The organism is Bradyrhizobium sp. AS23.2 (assembly GCF_001908185.1).
In the GTDB taxonomy this organism is placed as follows: domain Bacteria; phylum Pseudomonadota; class Alphaproteobacteria; order Rhizobiales; family Xanthobacteraceae; genus Bradyrhizobium.
This window is the reverse complement of the sequence record NZ_LGHM01000035.1, coordinates 35702-59508: the sequence shown is the minus strand read 5'-3', so window position 1 is coordinate 59508 and position 23807 is coordinate 35702. Positions and strand designations below refer to the sequence as shown.

25 protein-coding genes and 1 pseudogene are annotated in these 23807 nt (G+C 63.7%); 14 read left to right on the top strand and 12 right to left on the bottom strand.

Annotation, left to right across the window (positions count from 1 at the left end):
- Window positions 1-25 precede the first annotated feature (25 nt).
- Both AC630_RS07985 and AC630_RS07980 read left to right on the top strand, forming a co-directional pair.
- Window positions 26-712: a response regulator transcription factor gene (locus AC630_RS07985; RefSeq protein ID WP_008142830.1), complete on the top strand. Its 687-nt coding sequence runs from the start codon at window positions 26-28 to the stop codon at window positions 710-712.
- 60 nt (window positions 713-772) lie between these two features.
- Window positions 773-1216, top strand: coding sequence for a Crp/Fnr family transcriptional regulator (locus AC630_RS07980; RefSeq protein ID WP_074117945.1), 444 nt, complete (start codon window positions 773-775; stop codon window positions 1214-1216).
- Between the two features lie 133 nt (window positions 1217-1349).
- Here the strand turns inward: AC630_RS07980 and xth are convergent, their stop codons facing one another.
- From xth to AC630_RS07935, 9 genes and pseudogenes are all read right to left on the bottom strand, one after another.
- Window positions 1350-2165: an exodeoxyribonuclease III gene (xth, locus tag AC630_RS07975; protein ID WP_074117944.1), complete on the bottom strand. Its 816-nt coding sequence runs from the start codon at window positions 2163-2165 to the stop codon at window positions 1350-1352.
- Between the two features lie 285 nt (window positions 2166-2450).
- Entirely contained in the window at window positions 2451-3206 is a 756-nt protein-coding gene (locus AC630_RS07970; protein ID WP_074117943.1) for an outer membrane lipoprotein carrier protein LolA, read from the bottom strand.
- Window positions 3207-3358: 152 nt separating this feature from the next.
- Window positions 3359-5843 (bottom strand): annotated as a pseudogene (locus AC630_RS07965) (DNA translocase FtsK).
- 9 nt (window positions 5844-5852) lie between these two features.
- A complete protein-coding gene (locus AC630_RS07960) occupies window positions 5853-7067 on the bottom strand; it encodes an aminotransferase class I/II-fold pyridoxal phosphate-dependent enzyme (protein WP_074117942.1) in 1215 nt (404 codons plus the stop codon).
- A 330-nt stretch (window positions 7068-7397) separates the two neighbouring features.
- Complete coding sequence (locus tag AC630_RS07955) at window positions 7398-7802, bottom strand: GFA family protein (RefSeq protein ID WP_074117941.1); 405 nt, start codon at window positions 7800-7802, stop codon at window positions 7398-7400.
- 217 nt (window positions 7803-8019) lie between these two features.
- On the bottom strand, window positions 8020-9468 hold the full coding sequence (locus AC630_RS07950) for an ammonium transporter (RefSeq protein WP_074117940.1): 1449 nt from the start codon (window positions 9466-9468) through the stop codon (window positions 8020-8022).
- Between the two features lie 38 nt (window positions 9469-9506).
- On the bottom strand, window positions 9507-9845 hold the full coding sequence (locus tag AC630_RS07945; RefSeq protein WP_074117939.1) for a P-II family nitrogen regulator: 339 nt from the start codon (window positions 9843-9845) through the stop codon (window positions 9507-9509).
- Between the two features lie 311 nt (window positions 9846-10156).
- Window positions 10157-11458 carry an ammonium transporter gene (locus AC630_RS07940; RefSeq protein WP_074117938.1) on the bottom strand — a complete coding sequence of 434 codons (1302 nt, stop codon included), beginning with the start codon at window positions 11456-11458 and terminating at the stop codon, window positions 10157-10159.
- A 70-nt stretch (window positions 11459-11528) separates the two neighbouring features.
- Entirely contained in the window at window positions 11529-11867 is a 339-nt protein-coding gene (locus AC630_RS07935; protein ID WP_074117937.1) for a P-II family nitrogen regulator, read from the bottom strand.
- Between the two features lie 239 nt (window positions 11868-12106).
- Between AC630_RS07935 and AC630_RS07930 the strand changes: the two genes are divergently transcribed.
- Window positions 12107-12994, top strand: coding sequence for a DUF4339 domain-containing protein (locus AC630_RS07930; protein ID WP_074117936.1), 888 nt, complete (start codon window positions 12107-12109; stop codon window positions 12992-12994).
- A 39-nt stretch (window positions 12995-13033) separates the two neighbouring features.
- Here AC630_RS07930 and tesB read toward each other — a convergent pair whose 3' ends face one another.
- The gene (gene tesB / locus AC630_RS07925) at window positions 13034-13897 is read right to left on the bottom strand and encodes an acyl-CoA thioesterase II (protein ID WP_074117935.1); all 864 of its coding nucleotides are present in this window, start codon (window positions 13895-13897) and stop codon (window positions 13034-13036) included.
- 227 nt (window positions 13898-14124) lie between these two features.
- Between tesB and AC630_RS07920 the strand changes: the two genes are divergently transcribed.
- Window positions 14125-15345 (top strand): ubiquinone biosynthesis hydroxylase, encoded by a 1221-nt coding sequence (locus AC630_RS07920; protein WP_074117934.1) that lies wholly within the window; start codon window positions 14125-14127, stop codon window positions 15343-15345.
- 195 nt (window positions 15346-15540) lie between these two features.
- Here the strand turns inward: AC630_RS07920 and AC630_RS07915 are convergent, their stop codons facing one another.
- Window positions 15541-15738 (bottom strand): Trm112 family protein, encoded by a 198-nt coding sequence (locus AC630_RS07915; protein ID WP_074117933.1) that lies wholly within the window; start codon window positions 15736-15738, stop codon window positions 15541-15543.
- A gap of 166 nt (window positions 15739-15904) precedes the next feature.
- Complete coding sequence (locus AC630_RS07910) at window positions 15905-16435, bottom strand: TetR/AcrR family transcriptional regulator (RefSeq protein ID WP_074117932.1); 531 nt, start codon at window positions 16433-16435, stop codon at window positions 15905-15907.
- Window positions 16436-16542: 107 nt separating this feature from the next.
- Here AC630_RS07910 and AC630_RS07905 point away from each other — a divergent pair, with 107 nt between their 5' ends.
- From AC630_RS07905 to AC630_RS07860, 10 genes are all read left to right on the top strand, one after another.
- Window positions 16543-16893: a hypothetical protein gene (locus AC630_RS07905; protein WP_074117990.1), complete on the top strand. Its 351-nt coding sequence runs from the start codon at window positions 16543-16545 to the stop codon at window positions 16891-16893.
- A 41-nt stretch (window positions 16894-16934) separates the two neighbouring features.
- Complete coding sequence (locus AC630_RS07900; RefSeq protein WP_074117931.1) at window positions 16935-17738, top strand: crotonase/enoyl-CoA hydratase family protein; 804 nt, start codon at window positions 16935-16937, stop codon at window positions 17736-17738.
- Window positions 17735-18181: a PaaI family thioesterase gene (locus tag AC630_RS07895; RefSeq protein ID WP_074117930.1), complete on the top strand. Its 447-nt coding sequence runs from the start codon at window positions 17735-17737 to the stop codon at window positions 18179-18181. Before AC630_RS07900 ends, AC630_RS07895 begins: the two co-directional genes overlap by 4 nt.
- A gap of 3 nt (window positions 18182-18184) precedes the next feature.
- The gene (locus AC630_RS07890; RefSeq protein ID WP_074117929.1) at window positions 18185-19042 is read left to right on the top strand and encodes an SDR family oxidoreductase; all 858 of its coding nucleotides are present in this window, start codon (window positions 18185-18187) and stop codon (window positions 19040-19042) included.
- Between the two features lie 176 nt (window positions 19043-19218).
- Window positions 19219-19497 (top strand): PepSY domain-containing protein, encoded by a 279-nt coding sequence (locus AC630_RS07885; protein WP_074117928.1) that lies wholly within the window; start codon window positions 19219-19221, stop codon window positions 19495-19497.
- Between the two features lie 37 nt (window positions 19498-19534).
- Complete coding sequence (locus tag AC630_RS07880; protein WP_083636147.1) at window positions 19535-20122, top strand: cytochrome b/b6 domain-containing protein; 588 nt, start codon at window positions 19535-19537, stop codon at window positions 20120-20122.
- 282 nt (window positions 20123-20404) lie between these two features.
- The gene (locus tag AC630_RS07875; protein ID WP_074117927.1) at window positions 20405-21970 is read left to right on the top strand and encodes a hypothetical protein; all 1566 of its coding nucleotides are present in this window, start codon (window positions 20405-20407) and stop codon (window positions 21968-21970) included.
- Between the two features lie 64 nt (window positions 21971-22034).
- On the top strand, window positions 22035-22505 hold the full coding sequence (locus AC630_RS07870; RefSeq protein WP_074117926.1) for an FMN-binding protein: 471 nt from the start codon (window positions 22035-22037) through the stop codon (window positions 22503-22505).
- The gene (locus tag AC630_RS07865) at window positions 22486-23397 is read left to right on the top strand and encodes an FAD:protein FMN transferase (RefSeq protein ID WP_074117925.1); all 912 of its coding nucleotides are present in this window, start codon (window positions 22486-22488) and stop codon (window positions 23395-23397) included. The genes AC630_RS07870 and AC630_RS07865 overlap by 20 nt, the downstream gene beginning before the upstream one ends.
- Entirely contained in the window at window positions 23387-23806 is a 420-nt protein-coding gene (locus tag AC630_RS07860) for a hypothetical protein (RefSeq protein ID WP_074117924.1), read from the top strand. Before AC630_RS07865 ends, AC630_RS07860 begins: the two co-directional genes overlap by 11 nt.
- The last annotated feature ends 1 nt before the right edge of the window (window position 23807 follow it).

The window sequence follows — 23807 nt, the reverse complement described above, 5'->3', positions numbered from 1 at the left end:
GCCGGACCCAAAAGGATGATACCCTATGGCCAATGCCCGCAAGATCCTGATCGTGGATGACGATACCGATCTGCGCGATACGTTGGTGGAGCAATTATCGCTGCACGAAGAATTTGAAGCCTCCGCCGTCGATACCGGCGCCAAGGGCGCAAGCGCTGCAAAGGCCAATTCTCCCGATCTCGTCCTGATGGATGTAGGGCTGCCCGACACCGACGGCCGTGAGGTTGTCCGCTCCCTGCGCAAGGGCGGCTTCAAGGCTCCGATCATCATGCTCACCGGGCATGACACCGATTCCGACACGATTTTGGGGCTGGAATCCGGCGCCAACGACTATGTGGCAAAGCCCTTCCGTTTCGCCGTGTTGCTGGCCCGCATCCGCGCCCAGCTTCGCCAGCACGAGGCCAGCGAGGACGCAGTGTTCTCGGTCGGCCCTTATAGCTTCCGTCCGGGCTCGAAGATGCTGACCGCGGCCAATGCGCGCAAGGTACGGCTGACGGAGAAGGAAACCGCCATCCTCCGCTTCCTCTACCGGGCCGGCCAGATGCCGGTGTCGCGCGAGACCCTGCTCCAGGAGGTCTGGGGCTACAATTCCGGCGTCACCACCCACACGCTGGAAACCCACATCTACCGCCTTCGCCAGAAGATCGAGAAGGATGCCGCCAACCCGGAAATCCTGGTGACGGAAGCCGGTGGCTACAAGCTGGTGCCGTGATACGTTCCGGAAACGCGCGATTCGTCGTAAAATCGCGCGTTCCCTAGGCCTCGGACCGGAATGTCAATCGACGACGACGTAGCGATTCTCGAGCGTGTCCCGACACTGCGCCTGTTGGGAGACGCCTCGTTGCGCATGCTGGCGATCGGTTCCGAGCAGCGTGACTTCGTCCGCGGCGACGTGCTGTTCAATCTCGGCGATAACGCCGATGCCGGCTTCGTCGTCCAGCGCGGCGCCTTCCGGGTCGAAGACGGCGCCGGCGCCGAAATGATCGCAGGTCCCGGCGCACTGATCGGCGAGCTCGCGCTGGTCGTGCCGATGAAGCGGCCGTCGAGCGCGATCGCGCTGGAGCCCTCCACCGTCATCCGCGTCGCGCGCAGCCTGTTTCAGCGCGTGCTCGAAAGCGACCCCGCCGCCGCGCTTCGCCTCCGCGACGAATTCGCGGTTCGCTCCAGCCAGATCGCCAGCGATATCCTGATGGCGGGGACGAAGCTGACGTCGTGAACGATCCTCATGGTGAGGAGGCGCGTCAGTGCCGTCTCGAACCATGAAGGCCCGGCTTTCGCCCGCGGCCATCCTCCGGGACGCGCGCAGGCGCGCTCCTCAGGATGAGGTCCTCAATCATGGCTGACGACGATCAAACCTCCAGCGTCACCGTCACCGGGACGTGGTCCGACGGTCGCTCCCAGCTCCGCGCGTCGCGCAGGATCTTGAAATCACTGACCGCATCCTTCAGCGCGCGCGAAACCCAGATGTGATCGAGCCTGCGGCCGCGGTCGCCGACGGTCCAGTCGGCGGACCGGTAGCTCCACCACGTGTAGACCTTCTCCGACATCGGGATGCGCTCGCGTGCAACGTCGACCCATTCGCCGGCATCGAGCGCCGCCTTGAGCTTCTCGGTTTCGATCGGCGTGTGCGAGACCACCTTCAGAAGCTGCTTGTGCGACCACACGTCGTTCTCGTGCGGGGCGACGTTGAGATCGCCGACCAGGATGTGGCGATCCTCACCGCGCGGATGCAACGGCTCGCAGGCTTTCATTTCGTCGAGGAAGCGAAGCTTGTGATCGAATTTTTCGTTCAGCGCCGGGTCGGGAATGTCGCCACCGGCGGGAACGTAGAAATTATGCAGCACCAGCGGCCTTGCGATGTTGGCCTTTTCGCCGAACGACACCGAGATATGGCGCGAATCGATCTTGTCGCAGAAGGTGCGGATGTCCTTTGACTCGAACGGAATCTTCGAGACGATGGCGACGCCGTGATAGCCCTTCTGCCCGTTCAGCGCGACGTGCTCGTAGCCGAGCCGCTTGAATCGCTTCAGCGGAAAGGCGTCGTCGATGCACTTGGTCTCCTGCAGGCACAGCACGTCCGGCCGCGTGCTCTTGAGAAATTTCGCGACAAGGTCGATGCGCAGCCGCACCGAATTGATGTTCCAGGTTGTCAGGGAAAGACGCATGAGGGGTGCGTCTTAGCAAGCTCTCGTAGGGTGGGCAAAGGCGCAGAGCGCCGTGCCCACCGTCTTTTCATGCTTGGGAGCAATGGTGGGCAAGCTCCGCTTTGCCCACCCTACGGCTTGCTCTCGTGCCCCGGATGCTGCGCTGCACGAAGTGACGCGCTGCAGAGCCGGGGCCCATCGTGCGACATTCTGGGTCCCGGCTCTGCGCCGCACAGCCATAGCGCGTCACAGACGCGCGTGAACGCGCTTACGGCGCTGCACCGCGTCCGGGACGCGAGATCGCGCCTAGCCCGGCGACGGGCCGTAGTTGGTGAAGTCGATCTTGAACATGCTGGGATCGAGCTTCTTGCTCGAGTCCAGATTGTAGACCGCGATCGTGGTGTCGTAGCCCTGCGGGTCGGTGACGGTCCACTGTTTCAATTGGCCGTCCTTGGCGCCGAACATCAGCAAGAGCCGGCTGGTGCCGACCAGCGCCTGCTTCTCCTCGATGGTGACGCTGACGAAGAGGTCGTCGGCCGAGACGTTGACGACGTTGGTGTCCTTCATCAGGTCGATGCGGTCGGACAGCAGGAAGCGCAGCGGCGTCTGCGATAGCGGATAGACATCCTGCGTCGCGAGCTTGCGGTCGCGCACCACCAGCGACGATCCGTCGGCGACGATGTCGATCGGGCTCGGCGCGTCATATTCGAAGCGCACCTTGCCTGGCTTCTGGATGTAGAAATCGCCTTGCGTCTTGCTGCCGTCGGGGCCGACCTGGACGAAATTCCCGACCAACGTCTGAAGGGAAGAGAGATAGGCGCTGACCTTGGCCGCCTGCGCCTTCTGGTTGGCATCGAAAGTCTGGAAGATACTGCTCGGCACGTTGCGGCGCGGATCCGGGATGATCGGATTCGGCGGTGTCTGCGTTGCGCCGGTGACAGCGGGCCCGCCGGCGGACGCCCCACCGTCGCGGCCCTTCGGCGCGGGCTTCGGCACCGGCACGGTCTGCGCGACCGACGCAGCGGTTACCATCGCGGCGGTGACGAGAAGCACGACGGCCATGCGCGCGCTTCGCGTAGCGATGGTGGCAGCGAATCGAATGTCCGGATCTCTGATCAACGGGTCGTCCTGTGTGGTTGGGCGCCCTTTTACCGTGATTTCGGGCAAAAGCAGATATCGATTTTGCGTGAAATTATGTTTAGAGGCCCCTCGCCTCACATATGGCTGTCTTCTTCCTCGACCAGAATCTCGCGCTTGCCGGCGTGGTTGGCGGGTCCGACGATGCCTTCCAGTTCCATGCGTTCCATCAGCGATGCGGCGCGGTTGTAGCCGATTTGCAGGCGGCGCTGGATGTAGCTGGTCGAGGCCTTGCGGTCGCGTTTGACGATGGCGACCGCCTGCGAGAACAGGTCGCCGCCGCCATCCGCACCCATGCCGGTGGCGTCGAACACCGCGCCGTCCTCGTCCTCGGTGGGCTCTTCGGCCGTGACGGCTTCGAGATATTCCGGCTGTCCCTGCGTCTTGAGGTGGCGCACCACCTTCTCGACTTCCTCGTCCGACGCGAAAGGTCCGTGCACGCGGCTGATGCGGCCGCCACCGGCCATGTAGAGCATGTCGCCCTGGCCGAGCAGCTGCTCGGCGCCCATCTCGCCGAGGATCGTGCGGCTGTCGATCTTCGAGGTGACCTGGAAGGCGATGCGGGTCGGGAAGTTGGCCTTGATGGTGCCGGTGATGACGTCGACCGACGGACGCTGCGTCGCGAGGATCACATGCAGGCCCGCGGCGCGCGCCATCTGTGCGAGGCGCTGCACCGCGCCTTCGATGTCCTTGCCGGCGACCATCATCAGGTCGGCCATTTCGTCGACGATGATGACGATGAAGGGCAGCGGCTCCAGCGAGAGCTTCTCTTCCTCGTAGATCGCCTTGCCGGTCTCCTTGTCGAAGCCGGTATGCACCGTGCGCGTCGGCTCTTCGCCCTTGGCTTTCACTTCGAGCAGGCGCGCGTTGTAGCCGTCGATGTTGCGCACACCGAGCTTGGCCATGTTCTTGTAGCGCTCTTCCATCTCGCGCACGGCCCATTTCAGCGCAACCACCGCCTTCTTCGGGTCGGTCACGACGGGCGTGAGCAGATGGGGAATGCCGTCATAGACGGAGAGTTCGAGCATCTTCGGATCGACCATGATGAGCCGGCACTGGTCCGGGCGCAGCCTGTAGACCAGGCTGAGGATCATGGTGTTGATGGCGACCGATTTGCCGGAGCCGGTGGTGCCGGCGATCAGCATGTGCGGCGTGCGCGCGAGGTCGATGATGACGGGATCGCCGCCGATGGTCTTGCCGAGGCAGAGCGGTAGCTTGGCAACCGACTCGGTGGCCTCCTTCGCCACCAGCAATTCGCGCAGGTAAACCTTCTCGCGATGGGCGTTCGGCAGCTCGATGCCGATCGCGTTGCGTCCGGGCACGACCGCGACGCGCGCCGATAGCGCGCTCATCGAGCGGGCGATGTCGTCGGCGAGGCCAATCACGCGCGAGGACTTGATGCCGGGCGCCGGCTCCAGCTCATACAGCGTGACCACGGGGCCCGGATTGGCCTTCACGATCTCGCCGCGCACACCGAAGTCCTGCAGCACGCCTTCGAGCGAACGCGAATTGGTTTCCAGCTCGGCCTTGCTGAGCGGCTGGCGATCGCCGGCCTTCGGTGCGGCCAGCATTGAGACGGAGGGAAGATCGAACTTGTTGGAGGATTTCTTGGAAGCGGCTTTCGGCGCGGCCTTCTTGCGCGGGGTGCGCGCGGCCGGCTCCTCCTCTTCCTCGTCTTCCTCGTCTTCCACTTCTTCTTCGTGCTCGTCCTCGTAGTCTTCGTCTTCCGACTGCGGCGAGATCGAGGGGGGCGGTGCGGCCGCCGCCGAGGTTCGGCTCCTGGCGGCTGAACGCAGCGGCCTTGGTCTTCGGTCCGCTCGAGACCAGCGCGCGGTAAGCGGCGCCGAGCAGCCAGATCAGCCGCGCCTTGGTGCTCATCAATGCGTGGAACAGCCAGCCCAGCGACACCGAGCCGCGATCGCTCTCCTCGTCTTCGTCGAGCGGCTTGTCGTCATCCTCGATCTCGGCGAGCTCTTCGTCGTGCTCGCGTGCGCCGAGGCCGCAGGCGATCAGGAAGGTCGCGGCCATCGCGACAAACAGGATGACGCCGAGCACCATGCGATAGATCATGCCGGGCGGTCCGAAGATCACCGCGGGGGCCCGCACGAGGGCATCGCCGACCACGCCGCCGAGGCCGGTTGGCAGCGGCCAGGCGCCGCCGTGCGGCCAGCAGCTCACGAAGCCTGCCGCGATCACGGTGCAGAGAATCCAGGCGCCGAGCCGCAGCGCCTCGCGGTCGAACGGGCGGTGGGTCATCATGCGCCAGCCCCAGACCGCGACCGTCAGGATCAGCATGATCGCGCCGAGCCCGAGGATCTGCATCGCGAGGTCGGCGCCGATTGCGCCGGCATAACCGAGAATGTTGCGGATCGGCCGCGAGGTCGCGTGGCTGAGGCTGGGATCCTGCACCGACCAGGTCATCAGCGCCGCCGAGGCGACGCCCGACAGCGTGATCAGGCCGAGACCGGTGAGCTCGCGCATACGCCGCGCCAGCCCCTCGCGGATCGAGGGCGGCAGATGGCCGACCAGGGGAATGACACGTTCGATTGCCGACATGCTCATGGGCCTCGCCTAACCCAGAGTCTCGACCACCCGGTGCAGCGCTTGCGCCGTGGTCTCACCGTCCTGCACCAGCGCAAGGCGGATATAGCCTGCGCCGGGATTGAAGCCGTCGGGTTGGAGCCGCGCCAGATAGCTGCCGGGCACCACGCGCACGCCTGCTTCCTTGAAGAGTCTCAGGGTTACGGACACGTCGTCGCCGATCTCGGACGTATTGAGCCAGACACAGAAGCCGGCGTCGGGCCGGCGATAGCCGTAACGGTTACCGATGATCTGGTCGGCGAGATCGAACTTGATGCGGTAGAGCCTGCGGTTCTCCTCGACATGCGCCTCGTCGCTGTAAGCAACGGTCGCGACATGCTGGAGCGCCGTCGGCACCTGGGGAGCCGCGACGTTGCGCAGCTCGAGGAACATGTTGATGAATTTCTTGTCGCCGGCGGCGAAGCCGACGCGCATGCCCGGAAGGTTGGAGCGCTTCGACAGCGACTGGAATGCAACCACGCGGGTGAAGTCGGGTCCGGCGCATTCGAGCGCGCTGCCTGGCGCCTCGCGGGTGTAGATCTCCGAATAGCACTCGTCGCTGAGGATCACGAAGCCGTAGCGATCGGCGAGCCGCTTCAATCGCTTGAAATAGTCGGGCGAGGCGACCGAGCCCTGCGGATTGGCGGGTGACGCCAGATAGAACGCCACCGTGCGTGCCAGCGTCGCCTCGTCGATGGCATCGAGATCGGGCAGGAAGCCATTTTCGACCGTGGTCGGCAGATAGACCGGCTCGCAAGCCGCCGCGCGCGCGCCAGCCCCATAGACCGGATAGAACGGGTTCGGCATCAGGATGGCGGGCTTGCCGGGGCGCGGGCCGACATAGCGCGCGGCCGTGATCGCGGCGAAGAACAGCCCCTCGCGGCTGCCATTGAGGACGAGAATCTCGCTCTCGGGATCCAGCGGCCGCGGCAGCTTGAAGCGCGACGACAACCAGGCGCCGGCGGCCTTGCGGAACGGCTCGATGCCCTTGCCGAGAGGATAGCGGCCGAAATCGGCGATGTGCTTGGCCAGCACCGGGCCGACGAAATCGGGCACGGGATGCTGGGGCTCGCCGACCGCAAGCGTAATCAATGGCTTACCGGGCTGATGCGGCGCCAGCAGCTCGTTCAGCCGGATGAAGGGCGAGCGTTCATTATCGGAGCTTCCACCGCCCTGCGGCGCGAGGGATGAAGCGGTCATAGCCATTCGTTGGGCGCCAGCACTCTTGGAACTGCCGGCACGAAGGCGCCGGCGGGAAGCGGTTCAGTTCACCATAGATAGGGCGAGGTTAAGACGCGATTAACCATCGGCGGGCCGGTCCGTCCAGAACGGAATAATTAGGCCGGATAACAACGGGATGCGCCAATATTGATGTGGCATCGTGGTTCCGGCGCAGCCACATGGGGCAATTCGTGGCGCAGCGTTGTCCGTCGGACTGAAGGACGTGCGCGTCTTGCTGTCGGCATCGCGCCGGGTGCGGTCGGGGCGGACGAGCGCTTCGCAGTCAAAATCGTTCGTCCGCCGGTTGCTGGTGCCCTAACGGCCCGGCAGTTTCTCGAATGTCGCTATGCCCGCGGGGATGGTGTGGAATTCCTGTTTGTCGCAGGTGTAGATCGCCATTTGCGGATGGAACTGCGCCGGATCGTCCAGCGTGCCGACCTTCAGGATCGTTGCTGGGAGGCCCGGGACCCTGGTCACGAGGTGGGTGCCGCATTCGGCGCAGAATTCGCGTGTGACCGCGCGTGCGAGGTCCTTGCGTGTGAACTGCTTGGGCTGTCCGGTGATATAGGTGAAGCCGGCCGCCGGCATCGCGATGAAGGTGTTGGGCGCGCCGCCCGTGATGTACTGGCACTCGCGGCAATGACACTGGGCCTGCATCATCGGATCCCCCTCGGCCACGTAGCGAACTTCACCGCAATAGCATCCGCCTTCCAAACGCATGACGACCTCCCGATTGTTGTTTGTTGTGGTCGATATTTCTGCGCTGGCAATCTGTAATGGCAATCCTTTTCTTTGGCGCGCAGTCAAAAAGAATCCTGCAAAAAGAAAGGGGCTCCAACTTGCGCTGGAGCCCCTCAACGGTCGGGGCATTGCCGGGTATGTGCCCAAACCGTAGTTGTGGGCGCGATCCCCGAAGAGATCGCGCCCGGGAGGAAAGTTACATGTTGTAGGCGCGCTCGGTGTGCTCGGTGATGTCGAGGCCTTCACGCTCGCTCTCGATATTGGCGCGGAGGCCAACGATCACATCGACCACCTTGTAGAGGATCGCCGAGCCGACGCCCGACCACACCAGCGTGGTGCAGACGGCCTCGATCTGGGAGAGCATCTGCGCCGCGAAGTCATAATCGGCAACTTTGGGCGGGATCGCGGTGTAGTCGATGATGCCCGCGCCGCCGAGAGCCGGATTGACCAGAATGCCGGTGCCGAGGGCGCCGACGATGCCGCCGACGCAGTGCACGCCGAACACGTCGAGGGAGTCATCGTAGCCGAGCGCGTTCTTCACGACGGTGCAGAAGAACAGGCAGACCACGCCGACCACGAGGCCGAGGACGATCGCACCCATGACACCGGAGAAGCCGGCGGCAGGCGTGACCGCCACGAGACCCGCGACAGCGCCGGAGATGACGCCGAGCACCGACGGGTGACCCTTCACGATCCATTCCGCGAACATCCACGACAGCGCGGCGGCTGCGGTGGCGACGAAGGAGTTGGTCATCGCGAGCGCCGCGCCGCCGTTGGCTTCGAGGTTGGAGCCGGCGTTAAAGCCGAACCAGCCAACCCAGAGCAGCGAGGCGCCGATCATCGACATGGTCAGCGAGTGCGGAGCCATCAGCTCCTTGCCGTAGCCGACGCGCTTGCCGATCAGGAGAGCGCCGACGAGACCTGCGATACCGGCGTTGATGTGCACCACGGTACCGCCCGCGAAGTCGATCGCGCCCTTCTTGAAGATCCAGCCGGCGTCGGCGTTGATCTCGTCGAGCTTGGTCTGCGCCGCGGTCTTCGCCGCCGCATCACCCGCAGCAGCCAGAGCCTTGGCCGCATCCTGGATCGCGTCCGGGCCGGGCCAGTACCAGACCATGTGCGCAATCGGGAAGTAGATCAGCGTCACCCAGAGCGGGATGAAAAGAGCGATCGCCGAGAACTTCATGCGCTCGGCGAAGGCGCCGACGATGAGGGCGGGCGTGATTGCCGCGAAGGTCATCTGGAAGCACACATAGACGAGCTCCGAGATGTTGGCGTCGACCGAGAAGGTCGCGGCCTTCGAGTCGGTGGTGACGCCCATCATGAAGGCCTTGGAGAAGCCGCCGATGAAGTCGGAGCCGCCGGTGAAGGCGAGGCTGTAGCCATACACGGCCCAGATCACGGTGACGACGCAGACGGTGTAGAAGACCTGCATCAGAACGGAGAGCATGTTCTTGGAGCGGACGAGGCCGCCGTAGAACAGCGCGAGACCCGGGATCGTCATCAACAGCACGAGCACTGTCGATGTCAGCATCCAGGCGTTGTCTCCCTTGTTGACCGTTGGCTCGGCGTAGGCCGCGGTCGCAGCGAACATGCCGACTGCGAGGGCCGCCAGTCCCGCGCCATAGGGACGCTTGAACGTCATTTCATTCACTCCTGATTGGATTCTGGTTGAGCGCGAAATCAAAGGGCCGCGGCATCGGCCTCGCCGGTGCGGATGCGAACCGCGTGGTCGAGGTTGATGACGAAGATCTTGCCGTCGCCGATCTGTCCGGTTTTCGCGGCGGACGTGATGGCATCGATGGTCTTGTCGACCTGCTCGGAGCCGACAGCGACCTCAATCTTGATCTTGGGCAGGAAGCTCACGGCATATTCCGCGCCGCGATAGATTTCCGTATGGCCTTTCTGGCGGCCGTATCCCTTGACTTCCGTCACCGTGAGACCGTGAACGCCAATGGCGGTCAGGGCGTCACGGACTTCTTCCAGCTTGAATGGCTTGATTATCGCCATAACAATTTTCATGGGTCCTATCCCCGCTTGGGCCCGGTCCGGACGTGGCCGGGCGTTTCTCGACTGGTTCGCCACGAGGGAGAAGTTTCACTACGCGGGCACAGCCGGGACCCTTAGAATCAAATGCCGTGCCAGATCGGGCGTGTTACCTAACGGGCTATGAAAACGGGTGTTTTCGCGTTCGACGTGTATTGCGCTGCAGTGCGCTAATACGCCGCGCTCAAAACGTGACCATATCTGCTCAAAATGCGAGCACGACAGGCTGCCGACACAATGTTGCTCATGTGCCGGGCAGCCAGAAGGTAACTATGTAGTGTAGTCGCTTATTGCAGGGCTTCGCCGTGCTGCGAGATATCGAGCCCCTCGAGCTCGTGCTCGCGGGATACGCGCAGCGGAACGAACAGGGCGACCAGCTTGAGCAGGATGAAGCTCACCCCAACCGACCAGATGAAGGTGACGGCGACCCCATAGAACTGGGCCAGCAGCTGCTGCGGGTGGCCTTCGAGCAGGCCGGCTGTCCCGCCGATGGCACTGGTTGCGAACACGCCCGCGAGCAGGGTGCCGGTCAGGCCGCCGATGCCGTGGACGCCGAATACGTCGAGCGAGTCGTCATAGTTGAAGCGGTGCTTGAGCCAAGTGCAGGCCCAGTAGCAAACGAGGCCCGCAATCACGCCGATGACGATACCATGCCAGGGTGCCACGAAGCCCGAGGCGGGCGTGATGGTGCCGAGGCCGGCGACCGCGCCCGAGATCATGCCTAGCACCGAGGGCTTGCGGCGGGTCGACCATTCGATCGCGCCCCAGGTCACGGCGCCGGAGCAGGCCGCAAGATGCGTCGCGATAATCGCCATCACCGCGCGCGAATTGGCTGCGCCGGCCGAGCCGCCGTTGAAGCCGAACCAGCCGACCCACAACAGGCCCGTGCCCATCACCGCGAGCGAGAGATCGAACGGCGAGAGATTTTCGGTGCCGTAGCCATGACGGCGCCCCATCACCTTGGCCGCGACGAGGCCCCCGGTGCCGGCCGACAGATGCACGACAAGGCCGCCGGAGAAATCCAGCACGCCCGCCCTGGCGAGGAAACCGCCGCCCCACACCCAATGCGCCAGCGGAATGTAGACGAAGATGAACCAGGCGACCGAGAACAAGAGATAGGCGGAGAACCGCATCCGGTCAGCGACCGAGCCCGCGACCAGCGCCACCGTGATGATCGCAAACGTCATCTGATAAAGCATGAACAGCGATTCCGGGATCGTCTTCGCCGCCGGATTGACGCTGTCCATGGTCATGCCGGTCAGGAACCAGCGATCGAGCGAACCGATCCACGGGCCATCGCCGACGAAACAGAGCGAATAGCCGAAAGCAACCCAGAGGATGGAGATCAGTGTCACTGCCGCGAGGCTCTGCGCCATTGTCGCGAGCACGTTCTTCTTGCGCACCATGCCGGAATAGAACAGCGCAAGCCCAGGGATCGTCATCATCAGCACCAGCGCGGTGGCGACGATCATCCAGGCGGTGTCGGCGGCGCTGATCTCGGATGCTGCGGCATGCGCCGGTGAAGCCATGACGGACACAAATCCGACCGGCGCAGCCATAGCGGCTACGCGCCGCAACAATCCCGCCATGTCGTTTCCCCCAGCACAGTGATTGCGTCGCGCGCCGGGGCGTCGTTGCCCGGTGCGATCGAAGAAGATTTTAGAGCGCGTCGCTGTCGGTTTCGCCGGTGCGGATGCGCAGGGCGTGGTCGATCGGCGTGACGAAGATCTTGCCGTCGCCGATCTGCCCGGTGCGCGCGGAGGCGGTGATCACGGCGACGGCCTTGTCGGCGATGTCGGAGGCAACCGCGATCTCGATGCGCAGCTTCGGCAGGAAGTTCACGACATATTCGGCGCCGCGATAGATCTCGGTGTGGCCCTTCTGGCGGCCATAGCCCTTCACCTCGGTCACAGTCATGCCGTGGACGCCGATCGCCGTCAGCGCCTGGCGGACTTCATCGAGCTTGAAGGGTTTGATGATCGCGACGACGAGTTTCATGGTCAGGCCTATTCCCCGGGGATGCGCCTCGCCGTATGTCCCCGGCGCTGCGTCAATCTGGCATCTTTACGGGCAAATGGCATAAAAAACTTGCAGATTGAAGCGGAAAAACGTTTGGCCATGTGAACGGCCGCCTCTGTGCAGGGCATCCGTTCATCCTTCACAATGCATTTTTGGCATGGATGCAGTGAACCCAAGTGTCCCGGCCGGTACATAAGTATGTTTGAGGGGGACGCTTCATGGCGAGTTGGTTCTACGCATCCGAGGGTAAACAACAGGGGCCCTATCAGGAAGGGCAATTCCGTGACCTCGTCGCCCAGGGAATTGTACGCCCGGAAACGCTGGTGTGGTCCGAGGGCATGGCCGGCTGGCAGAAGGCCGCCGAAATCCCCGGCCTGATCAGCGGCGGCGGTGCGCCCCCGATGATCCCGGCCGGCGGCCCGCCGATGATGGCCGCCGGTGGCTATGCCGGCGGCAGCGGAGGATCGATTTCGGTCGATTTCGGCATCCTCGAGTTCACCTGGCGTAGCATCGTGATGCTGATCGGCATGTGCTTCATCATCCCGGTGCCGTGGGTGTTCGTCTGGTACACGAAATGGATCGTGCCCTGCGTGAAGGTCCCGGGGCGGCCCAATCTCAGCTTCACCGGCAATGCGATGGCGCTGGTGCCCTGGTTTTTCGGCTTCATCGTTCTGGCGATCGCCATCAGCCTCATCGGCAGCCAGTTGCTGAGCAACCTGCTGTTCATCGCGCAGATCGTTCTCTACTGGCTCCTGATCAAATGGATGGTTGCGAACCTCGCTTCCAACGGGCAGCCGCTCGGTCTCAGCTTCACCGGCTCGGTCTGGGCCTATGTCGGCTGGAATCTGCTGTTCGCGATCTCGATCATCACCATCATCGGCTGGGCCTGGGTCGCCGCGGCCCAGATGCGCTGGTTCTGCCGCAGCGTCGAAGGCACAAGGCGCGAAATCCTTTTCAACGGCAGCGGTCTAGAGATTCTCTGGCGCGGCATCGTGGCCGCGATCCTGTGCGCCTTCATCATCCCGATCCCGTGGGTGTATCGCTGGATCATGAACTGGTTTGGGTCGCAGACCGAGCTCGCTCCGCGCGGCTCCCTCCGAACATGATCCGGAAACCTTGAGCGCGATGAACTCGCGCTCAAGGCGTCAGGCCTTCCGCTCGCGCACGGAGCCTTCCTGCGCGACGGAGGCCACCAGCGTGCCATCCGGCTTGAAGATCAGGCCGCGGGTCAAGCCGCGGCCGTCCTGTGCGCTCGGCGAATCCTGCGCGTAGAGCAGCCATTCGTCGGCGCGGAACGGGCGGTGAAACCACATTGCGTGGTCGAGACTCGCCGGCATCATGCGCTTGTCGAACAGCGTGCGTCCGTACCGCGCCATCACCGCGTCCAGCAGCGAGAAATCCGACGCGTAGGCGAGCGCGCACATGTGCAGCGCCGGATCGTCAGGCAGTTTCGCGGCAGTCTTGATCCAGACATTGATGCGGCCGTCGTCGATCTTCTGGCCGAAATAGCGGCCGAGCTCGACCGGGCGCAGCTCGATCGGACGATCGGATTCATAGTAGCGGCGGATGAAGTCCGGCATCTCGCGGAACATCGGCTGCTTGGCTACCTCCTCCGCCGTGAGCTTCTCCGGCGGCGGCACGTCGGGCATCTTCTCCTGATGGTCGAAGGAGCCCTCCTCCTCGGCGTGGAACGACACCATGATCGAGAAGATCGCATTGCCGTGCTGGATCGCCGTGACGCGGCGGGTCGAATAGCTCTTGCCGTCACGCAGCCGCTCGACCTGGTAGATGATCGGGATCTGAGGGTCGCCCGGCAGGATGAAATAGCAATGCAGCGAATGCGGCAGCCGGCCCTCGACCGTGCGGCAGGCCGCCACCATGGCCTGCCCGATCACTTGGCCGCCGAACACCCGCTGCCAGCTCGTCTTCGGGCTGTTGCCGCGGAACAAATTCACCTCGAGCTGTTCAAGGTCGAGGATCGTGATGAGGTCGATCAGGCTTTTGGACATGATGATGCTCTCTTGCCGTCATTCCGGGGCATCGCGGCAGCGATGAGCCCGGAATTTCGAGCCGATAATCTCTGGATTCCGGGTTCGCGCGGACACGCGCCCCGGAATGACACACTGGGCTAGTTTCCGCCCCTGTTTCACCGCACTGTTTCGCCCAGCTCAAGTCTGCTAGCAAGACCAAGAGTTAGCCGGGAATTTTGGCAGGAAGCTTGGCAGGAAAGTTGGGTATGTCGGTACGGGGTAGCATTGTCATTGGCGGCGGCGCGTTTGCGGGCCTGGCCCTGGCCCTGGCGCTGCGCCAGGGGCTCGGACCAGAGATTCCCGTCATCGTCGCCGATCCGGCGCTCAGCGCACGCCCGAGCCGCGACCCGCGCGCCACTGCGATAGTGGCCGCCTGCCGCCGCCTGTTCGAGACGATCGGCGCCTGGGACGATGTCAGGAGCGAGGCGCAGCCGATCCTCGACATGGTCGTCACCGATTCCAAGCTCGAAGACGCCACCCGTCCGGTGTTTTTGAATTTCGCCGGCGATGTCGCGCCCGGCGAGCCCTTCGCGCATATGGTCGAGAACCGCCGTCTGATCGATGCGCTTGTGGTACGCGCTGAAGCCGAGGGCATCGATCTCCGGGCGACCACTGTGTCGTCCTACGACGCGCGTAGCGACGGCATCGACGTGACGCTTGGCGATGGCAGCATCATTGCGGCGAGCCTGCTGGTCGCGGCCGACGGCGCGAGGTCAAAGCTGCGTGAGCGCGCCGGCATCGCCACCCATGGCTGGGAGTACGACCAGTCAGGCATCGTCGTCACTGTCGGCCACGAGCGCGATCACGAGGGCCGCGCCGAAGAACACTTTTTGCCCGCAGGTCCGTTCGCGATCCTGCCGCTCTCGGGAAAACGTTCCTCGCTGGTGTGGACCGAGCGCCGCGCGGAAGCCGCGCGCATCATTGCGTTGAGCGACGAGGAATTCCACAGCGAGCTCGAGCAGCGCTTCGGCCTGCATCTCGGCGAGGTGAAGGCGCTCGACAAGCCGCGCGCGTTTCCGCTGTCCTATTTCGTGGCGCGATCCTTCATCGCCGAACGCCTCGCGCTGGTCGGCGATTCCGCGCATGTCATCCACCCGATCGCGGGCCAGGGCCTCAACATGGGGCTGAAGGACGTTGCCGCGCTGGCCGAAGTCGTGGTCGATGCCGCGCGGCTCGGCATGGATATCGGCGGGGCCGACGTGCTCGAACGTTACCAGCGCTGGCGCCGTTTCGACACCGTGGCGATGGGCGTCGCCACCAACTCGCTGAACTTCCTGTTCTCCAACCACTCGACGCTGCTGCGCACCGTCCGCGACATCGGCCTGGGCATCGTCGACCGCGCCCCGCCGCTGAAGAACCTTTTCATCCGCCAGGCCGCCGGGCTGACGGGCGAGGTGCCGCGGTTGTTGAAGGGCGAGGCGTTGTAGGTTTTCGCTGTCGTCCCGTCGTCCCGGGGCGCGCGTAGCGCGAGCCCGGGACCCATAACCACAGGAAGAAGTTTGGCGAAGACTCGTGGTTATCGTCTCGCGCCACAACTACTTCCTGTGGCTATGGGTCCCCGCCTTCGCGGGGACGACGCCGAGATTGTCGCGCGGCTGTCACGAAATCCGGGCGACAAATCCTCAATCAATCTTCCGCGCTTCTTCCGGCAGCATGATCGGGATGCCGTCGCGGATCGGATAGGCCAGCTTTGCGCTGCGCGAGATCAGCTCCTGCCGCGCCGAATCGAACTCCAGCGGGCCCTTGGTCAGCGGGCACACCAAAATCTCCAGCAATTTGGGATCGACACTGTTTTCGGGGCGTTCGGTCGGCGCGTTCATTGTGGTCTCCGGCGATCGGTTGCCTCTAGCACAGAAAATCGCGGCCGCCCATTGCTGCGGCCAAGGCGGTTTCGGGCGAAGTGGATACCGGTTCGCGTAAGGGAAATGCGTCAAGACGAGAATCTCGAGCCAGTTCCGTTCCGATTCCATCGGAACGGAACTGGCTCTAGGCAGTGACCATCCGCAGGAGCTCATCGAGCAAGCCCTGGAGCCGCGCCGGCGGCACTGGCGCAGCCGAAAGCGCAAAGCCGAGAAACGTCCAGTACAGGATCTGTGCGCGGGCCTGCGCCGCCGCCGGCTCAAGCCCCCGCTTCTTCAGCAGCGCCTCGATATAATCGAGCCGGCGGCGGTCGATGGCACGGACCGCGCCTTGCGCCGCCACATCGAACGCCGCCCAGTTGCGCACGGCTCGCTCGAGATCGAGCCGGGCGCCAAAGGTCCTGCGCAGCAGCGCCTTGAGAGGATCGTCGCTGTCGGCTTCGACATCGGCGATGATCTGCTCGGCCGCGATCTCGCGCCAGCGCTTCAGCACAGCGGTGTGGAACGCGGCGAGATCGGCAAAATGCCAGTAGAAGCTGCCGCGCGAGACACTCATGGACTTCGCCAGCGGATCGGCCTTCAGCGCCGTGAAGCCGCTTTTGGCGAGCGCCTTCAGGCCTTCCTTGATCCAGTCGTCGGCGGAGAGCTGTTCGGTCATGTCGGGTTCCCAAGATCGAACCATACACTAGTGTATTGACAGACCGCAGGCCAGCGCCTATCTCACCATACATAACTGTATGGATAGAGCCTCAGGGAGCCCCGATGATGCGTGATCTCCTGCTCCAATGTGCTGGCCTCGCAACCATTGCCGTGGCCCTGATCCACGGCATCCTCGGCGAGACCAAGGTCTTCGCGCGGGCTCGTATCGAGCCGGAACGGCTGCGCGCCCTGCTCCGCCTGGTCTGGCAGACCTCGACCGTCGCCTGGATCGGCGGCGGCGTCCTCCTGATCGCGACACCGTGGATGGCCTCGGAGCCGGCACGCCACTGGATCGTCATTACCATGGCCTGCGTGTTCGGCTTCGCGGCCTTCGCCAATGCCTTGGCCACGCGCGGCCGGCACTTTGGCTGGATGGCGCTCGGTGCAGTCGTGGCCATGGCGGTCGCCGGCTACTGAGCAGCGAAACCAGCAGTCCAACGTTCAAGCGGAGCGGCACAATGACAGCTCGTGTTCGCCTGACCATCGAGGACGGCGTGGCCCATGTCCGGCTGAACCGTCCCGACAAGATGAATGCGCTCGATCCGGCGATGTTCGAAGCGATCATCGAAGCCGGCACGCAACTTGGTACACGCAAGGATGTCTGCGCCGTCGTCCTTTCCGGCGAAGGGCGCGCATTCTGCGCCGGCCTCGACCTGGACCGCCTCCTCGCTACGGCGAACGGCGAGCCGCTGATCCCGTCCGTCGACCTGATGCGCCGAACCCACGGCATCGCGAACTATGCCCAGCACCTCGTCTGGCTCTGGCGCGAGTTGCCGGTGCCGGTGATCGCGGCGGTCCATGGCGTTGCTTTCGGTGGCGGCTTCCAGCTCGCGCTTGGAGCCGACCTCCGCTATCTCGCGCCCGGAACGAAGCTTGCCGTCATCGAGGCGAAATGGGGCCTGGTGCCTGACATGTGCGGCACGCAACTGATGCGTCACCTCGCGCGCGAGGATGTCGTACGCGAGCTGACCTATAGCGGACGCATCTTTTCGGCCGAAGAGGCCCTCGCCTACGGCCTTGCAACGCGGCTCGCCGATGATCCCGTGGCGGCCGCGCTCGCGACGGCACGCGAAATTGCGGGCCGCAGCCCCGATGCTATCCGCGCGGCCAAGCGGCTGCTCAATCTGTCCGCGACCTCCGACGTGGCGACAGGTCTCGCCGCGGAGACCGCCGAGCAGGCGGCGTTGCTCGGGTCTGCCAATCACGTCGAGGCCGTGAGGAGCAATCTCGACAACCGCGCACCGCGATGGAGCCTGACATGAGCGAGACGCAAGGATTCGATCCGCAAACGCTCGGCACTGTGAACGCATCCGCGGCATTCAACCGCCTCGCCGGCTTCGAAGTCGTTGCCGCCGGCAACGGTGAAGCAACCATCCAAATGGCATGGCGTGATGACTTCACCCAATATTCCGGGCACCTCCACGCCGGCCTGATCGCAGCCCTGCTCGACACCGCCAGCGGCTTTGCTGCCGCGACCCTCGCTGGTTCGGTGACCGCGTCGCGCTTTTCGATGAATTGCCTGAAGCCGGCCACCGGTCACCACTTCGTCGCCAAGGGAAAGACGCTCCGCGCCGGGCGCAGGCAGGTGTTCGCCCGCGCCGAGCTTTACGCGGCGGATGAGCGAGGTGAGCTGTCGCTCGTCGCAACCGGCGAGGTCGTGCTCGTTCCGACGGGCGAGCCGCCACGCAAGGCCGACGGGAGTTGAAGCATGGCTTTCACGCTGGTCACCGGAGGCACAGGTCATCTCGGCCGCGATATCGTCGATCGCCTCGTTCGCGACGGACATCGCGTCCGGGTGTTTGCGCGATCGCCGGGTACGCGATCGGATGTTGAGTGGGCGGCCGGTGATCTCGCCACGGGCGCCGGGCTGCGTGAAGCGCTGCATGACGTCGATGCGGTCATTAATGCGGCGACCTGTTCGCCGATCGCGCGGCGGGGCGGTATTCGTCCGATAGACTTCTTCAGCTCACCCTCCGCCGTGGATGTCGAGGGAACGGAGCGGCTGCTGTCGCTCTGTCAGGAAGCATCGGTGCATCACTTCCTGCACGTCTCGATCGTTGGTCTCGAACAGGCAACCCTGCCCTACGCTCGGGTCAAGCTCGCCGGCGAGCGGCTGGTGCGCGCGTCAGCCCTGTCCTGGTCCGTCGTTCGCGCGATGCCGTTCTACTATCTGCTCGACAGGTTTCTTTCGGGCCTCGCCTGGCTTCCGGTCTGGCCGGTGCCGGCGACGCTGTTCAATCCGGTCGACACGTCTGACGTTGCCGACCACGTCGTGACCTGCGCCTTCGACGGGCTGCGCGGTGAGCGCAAGGAGATTGGTGGCCCCGAAGATCTCGATCTCGTCGCTCTGGCCCGCCAATATCAGGACGCGAGGAGACTGCACCGAAAGATCCTGCCGATCAGCCTTTCCGAGGCGAAGGCGCGCGGCATGGGTTTTGTCGTGAGCCAGGGCGTGCGCGGACGCTTAACCTGGGCGGACTGGCTGCAGCGCAACGATCCGGGAATGCGACGAGCGGCCTGGCGCAATCGGCGAGGTCCGCAGCCTGTCTCGAACCGTGAGGCGTAAGGCCGCAGCAACTCTTCAAATGCGCACTGCATACGGAGAGCACTGATCTTTTTCGGATCGTTAGAATATCTCTAAAGCTCGCCGCGGTCGAACCTGATTGACTTCACCCTCCGCTTTGTTTCCTTCGGTCACGCTTCGCGCTGAGCGCAGCGCACACGACAGAGGAGGAGACATTCGTGAAGGTCATGCGTGTTGTTGCCATTGCACTGACGATCGGGATTGGAACGAGCTCGGCGGCCATGGCCGACGGCTTCAAGGACTGCACCAAGCTCGACAAGGCGTCGTGGAAGCCGGCAAGCGACGCCGAAGCCAAGGCCAAGGCCGCTGGCTATGAAGTGCGGCGCTCGAAGATCGAAGGCTCGTGCTATGAGGTCTATGGCGTCAAGGAAGGCAAGCTCTACGAGCTGTTCTACAGCCCCGAAGACCTCAGCCTGAAGCACACGATTGCCAAGTAAGGTTTGATGCGAAGTAAGATTTGAGGGTGGTCCCGGCTTGATCGAAGAAGCGGTGCCGGAAGCGCGCGGGGCGTCCGACAGGCGCCCCGCGGATCGAACCGTCTCGCGGACGGTCGCGGTCTGGGATCTCCCACTGCGTCTCTGGCACTGGGCTCTCGCCGCCAGCGTTCTGGCCGCGTGGTTCACGCCCACGGTCCATGACAGCCTTCACCGCCTCGTCGGCTACACGGTGCTCGGGCTCTTGGTCTTCCGTCTGCTCTGGGGCTTCCTGGGAAGTCGCTATTCGCGGTTTCGGATGGTCGGTGTCAGGCTTCGTGCGGCGCCAAGCTATCTCTGGAATCTGCGACGCGGCATCACCGGCCGCTATATCGGGCTCAATCCAGCCGGCACCGTGATGCTGGTGGCGCTGCTGCTGTCGCTCGCCGTCTCGGCGATCACGGGCGCGCTATCTGTGACCGTCACCTTCTTCGGCGTCTGGTGGATCGAGGACACCCACGCCTACGCATCGGACGCCGTCATCGTGCTGGTCGTGCTGCACGTCGCGGGCGTCGTGCTGATGGGGATGCTTCAGCGCGAGAACCTGATCCGCGCGATGTTGACAGGACGGAAGCGCATCCGCGCCTGAGCGAGCCGGGTTTAGGTCGAAACGGGCGAGCCGTGCGCCCGCTCAATTTCGTAGAGATTCCAGTCGGATCGCCTCGCGACGAGGCACTCTTTTTCTTTATTCTAATTCTAATGTGTAGCTATTCTAGCTTCGCCCTTCCTTCTTCTGCTTCCCAAGGCGCGCTTTTGCAGGTTTCTCCTGCGGTGGATTGTCGCAAGTCTTGGGGGGCGTATGTCGTTTCTTGTTTCCACCGATCCGGTTGCTCCACGTTTCAAAAATTGTCGATGCCGGCGGCGATCAGCTTTGCTCGCGGCAACCGCGATCTCGATTCTGAGTTCTGGTGCGGCCTACGCAGCGGAAGGCGGGGCCAATGACGCCCTGCTCAAGAAGCTGGAGAAGATGGAGCAGCGCATCCAGCAGCTCGAAGCCGAGCTGAAGCAGAAGCAGGATCGCCCGACGGCCGACACAGACGCAAAGCGGGCGGCCAAAACGGCATCGCTGACGAGCACCAGTGCAGCTGCGCCATCCGCTGAGGCAAAGGACGCACCAGCCAAGTCTGATGCCCAAAAGTCTGACGCCCAATCGTCCGAGAAGTCGGCCAAGTCGAAAGATTTCATCCCTCTGCCCCCACTGCCGTCAGCGTCGGACAAACCGATCCTCGGACTTGCGGATTCTCCAGTCTCCGGTCTCAGCATCGGGGCATATGGCGAGATGAACTTCGGCACCATGCAAAATCCTGCTGCCGGCGGCCAGTGGCAGAAGGGCTTTGACGCGGCCAGGTTCGTTCTCCTGCCCACCTATGCGATCACCCCGAACATCATCTTCAATGCGGAGATCGAGTTCGAGCACGCGGGCTCCGGATTTGACAACGACGACAAGCTGCACGGCACCGCAGAGATCGAGCAGCTCTGGGTCGATTTCAAGATCATCGACCAATTCAACTGGCGTTCGCCGGGCATCGATCTGGTGCCGATCGGGTATATCAATCAGCATCATGAACCCACGCAATTTTACAGCGTGCTCCGGCCCGCACTCTACAACGGCCTCATTCCGTCGACCTGGAAGGTCCCAGCCACCAGCGTCTATGGGACGATCACCGAGGACCTCAAATATCAGGTCATGCTCAGCACCAGCAACGAGGATTTCGGCGACTCCTTCGACAATCGCACTGAGGCAAAGACCGTCCCGCTTCCCGGGACGGCGTACGTCGCCGGCATTGACGGCGTAACCGCGCTCGCATTCTCGAGGCCCCCGCTCGGCGACTTCCAGCAACTCAACAACGCCATGGCCGTGTCCGGCCGGCTCGACTTCACGCCGACATTCTGGCCAGGCTTCGCCGGAAGCGTCAGCGCCTATTTCTCGCCGAACACGACGCCGCGCGGGGCGCATGACGATCTCGGTAACTTCCTCGGCAGGTCCAGTCTCACAATGTTTGATGCCGAATTCCGCTACAGGGTGCCCGACACAGGTCTTGAGTTTCGCGGCGAATATGTCCTCGCCGGGTTCGGGCACCCGGAAAACCTGCGCGCCAACAACGACTCGGATCCGACCAACAATGTCGGCAAGTCGATGTACGGCTATTCCGGCGAGATTGCCTACCATGTCCCGCTCGGCACGATTCTCAACAGCGAGTGGGAGGCTGTGCCGTTCTATCGCTACACGTATCAGAATCTGCAAACGAGCGGCTTCGCCGGCACCGATGCCAATCTGCCGACTGGTCAGGGTCAGCGGCAGTACCACACGGCCGGCTTTGCGGTGTTTCCATCCCCGAAGATTGTGCTGAAGGCGACCTACCAGCGTGTGATCGACAAGAGTGCCACCGGCGCGCTTTCGGATTCGTTCCTCGGCGGCGTCGGGTTCTTCTTTTGATGCCGACAGGGTCGCTTGGGACAATTTTGCGAGGCCTGAGGAGAGGGCCAGGAGCGAGGTGACTATGAATTGGGTTCGATACACCGCGTCGGCTGCAGCGATCTTGTCTGCCGCCTCTCCCGCCTATGCCGTCCGGTATCTGTCGATTGAGGAAGCGCAGAAGGAGGCATTTCCGTCCGCGACACATTTTTCCGAAGTTCAGGCGGGCCGCGTCTGGAAGGCCGAGGCCGGCGGCAAGGTTGTCGGCTTTTTCGTGTTCGACCGGGTCGTCGGCAAGCACCTCTTCATCGACTACGCAGTGGCGCTGACCCCGGCGGGTGCCGTCCATAAAATCGAGATCCTGGAATATCGGGAATCCTATGGCGGCGAAATCAGGAGCCCGAGCTGGCTCGCACAGTTCGTCGGCAAGACCAGCGGCAATGCGCTCAAGATCAACGGCGACATCAGGAATATCGCCGGCGCGACGCTATCGTCGACCCATGTCACCGAAGGCGTGAAAAGAATACTGGCAGCTTATGGCAATCGCCTCCGATAGCATCCGTCGCGCAAGGCCGCTGCTCGGCACCTTCGTGGAGATCGAGGTTGCGGGCGCTCGCAGATCCGGCATGGACGGCGCCATCGACGCCGCATTCGATGCCATTGCGCAGGTGCATCGGCTGATGAGCTTTCATGAGCCGGATAGCGACGTCAGCCGGCTCAACCGCGAAGCCGGCATTCGCCCCGTGAGCGTCCATGCGTGGACGTTCGAGGTGCTCGAGACCGCCGTTGAGCTGCATCGCCGCTCCGGCGGGCTTTTTGATATCACGATCGCACCGGCGCTGCAGACGATGGGGTTGCTGCCGCTCGTGAAGGATAAGCCTGCGTCGGCGCCGATTGCGGGCTTCGCCGACGCGATTGAGCTGCTTCCGGGCCACAAGGCCCACTTTCGATCGACCGATGTCACGATTGACCTTGGTGGCATAGCGAAGGGCTTTGCCGTCGACCGAGCGGTGGCCGCGCTGCGCGATTTTGGCGCTCCTAGGGGCATGGTGAATGCGGGCGGCGACCTTCGGGCCTTTGGCGCGGAGCCGCACGCAGTTCACGTCCGCGATCCCCGCGACCCAGGCCGATCGATCTGCCGCATCGACGTGGCAGACGAAGCGCTGGCCTCAACGGCGCGTCGCGTCGAGCTGTTCGACAGCAGTGAGCCGGGCTGTTCGGCGGTGATTGATCCCACGACTCAGAGGCCGGCAAGGCTGATCGACGGCGTCACGATTCGCGCGCCCTCCTGCATGATTGCCGACGCCTTGACCAAGATCGCCATGATCTCCGGGACCGATGCGGGCCAACTGCTCAAATATTACCAGGCCGGCGCCTTGTTGATCTCGGCCGACGGCGACCTTCAGATAACCTCCGACTGGCATCACGCGGTGCACCTTGCGGCTTAGAACATCATTTCGCTACTCGCTCTACGCGGCGTTCGCGACGCTGATTCTGACCGGCGCCGGTTGGCTCGTGGCCGACTGGCAGAAGGACGTTGCCGGCGACGAGATATGGCAGCAGATCGCCGCCAACGTGCTGATGATCCATGGCGGTGTCGCAATGCTGGCGCTGTTGCTGCTTGGCGCGCTCATTCCGGTGCACCTGTGGCGATCGTGGCGGAGCGGCAAGAACCTCGTCTCCGGATCGGTCGTGGTGTCGTTCAATGCCGTGCTGATGGCGACCGCGTTCGGGCTCTATTACCTGGGATCGGAAGCGGTACGGCCCTGGATGAGCTGGATTCACCTGGGCACCGGATTCTCGTTGGCCCTGATGCTTCCGCTCCATATCTGGCTGGGTCGACGGGAGCCACGGTAGC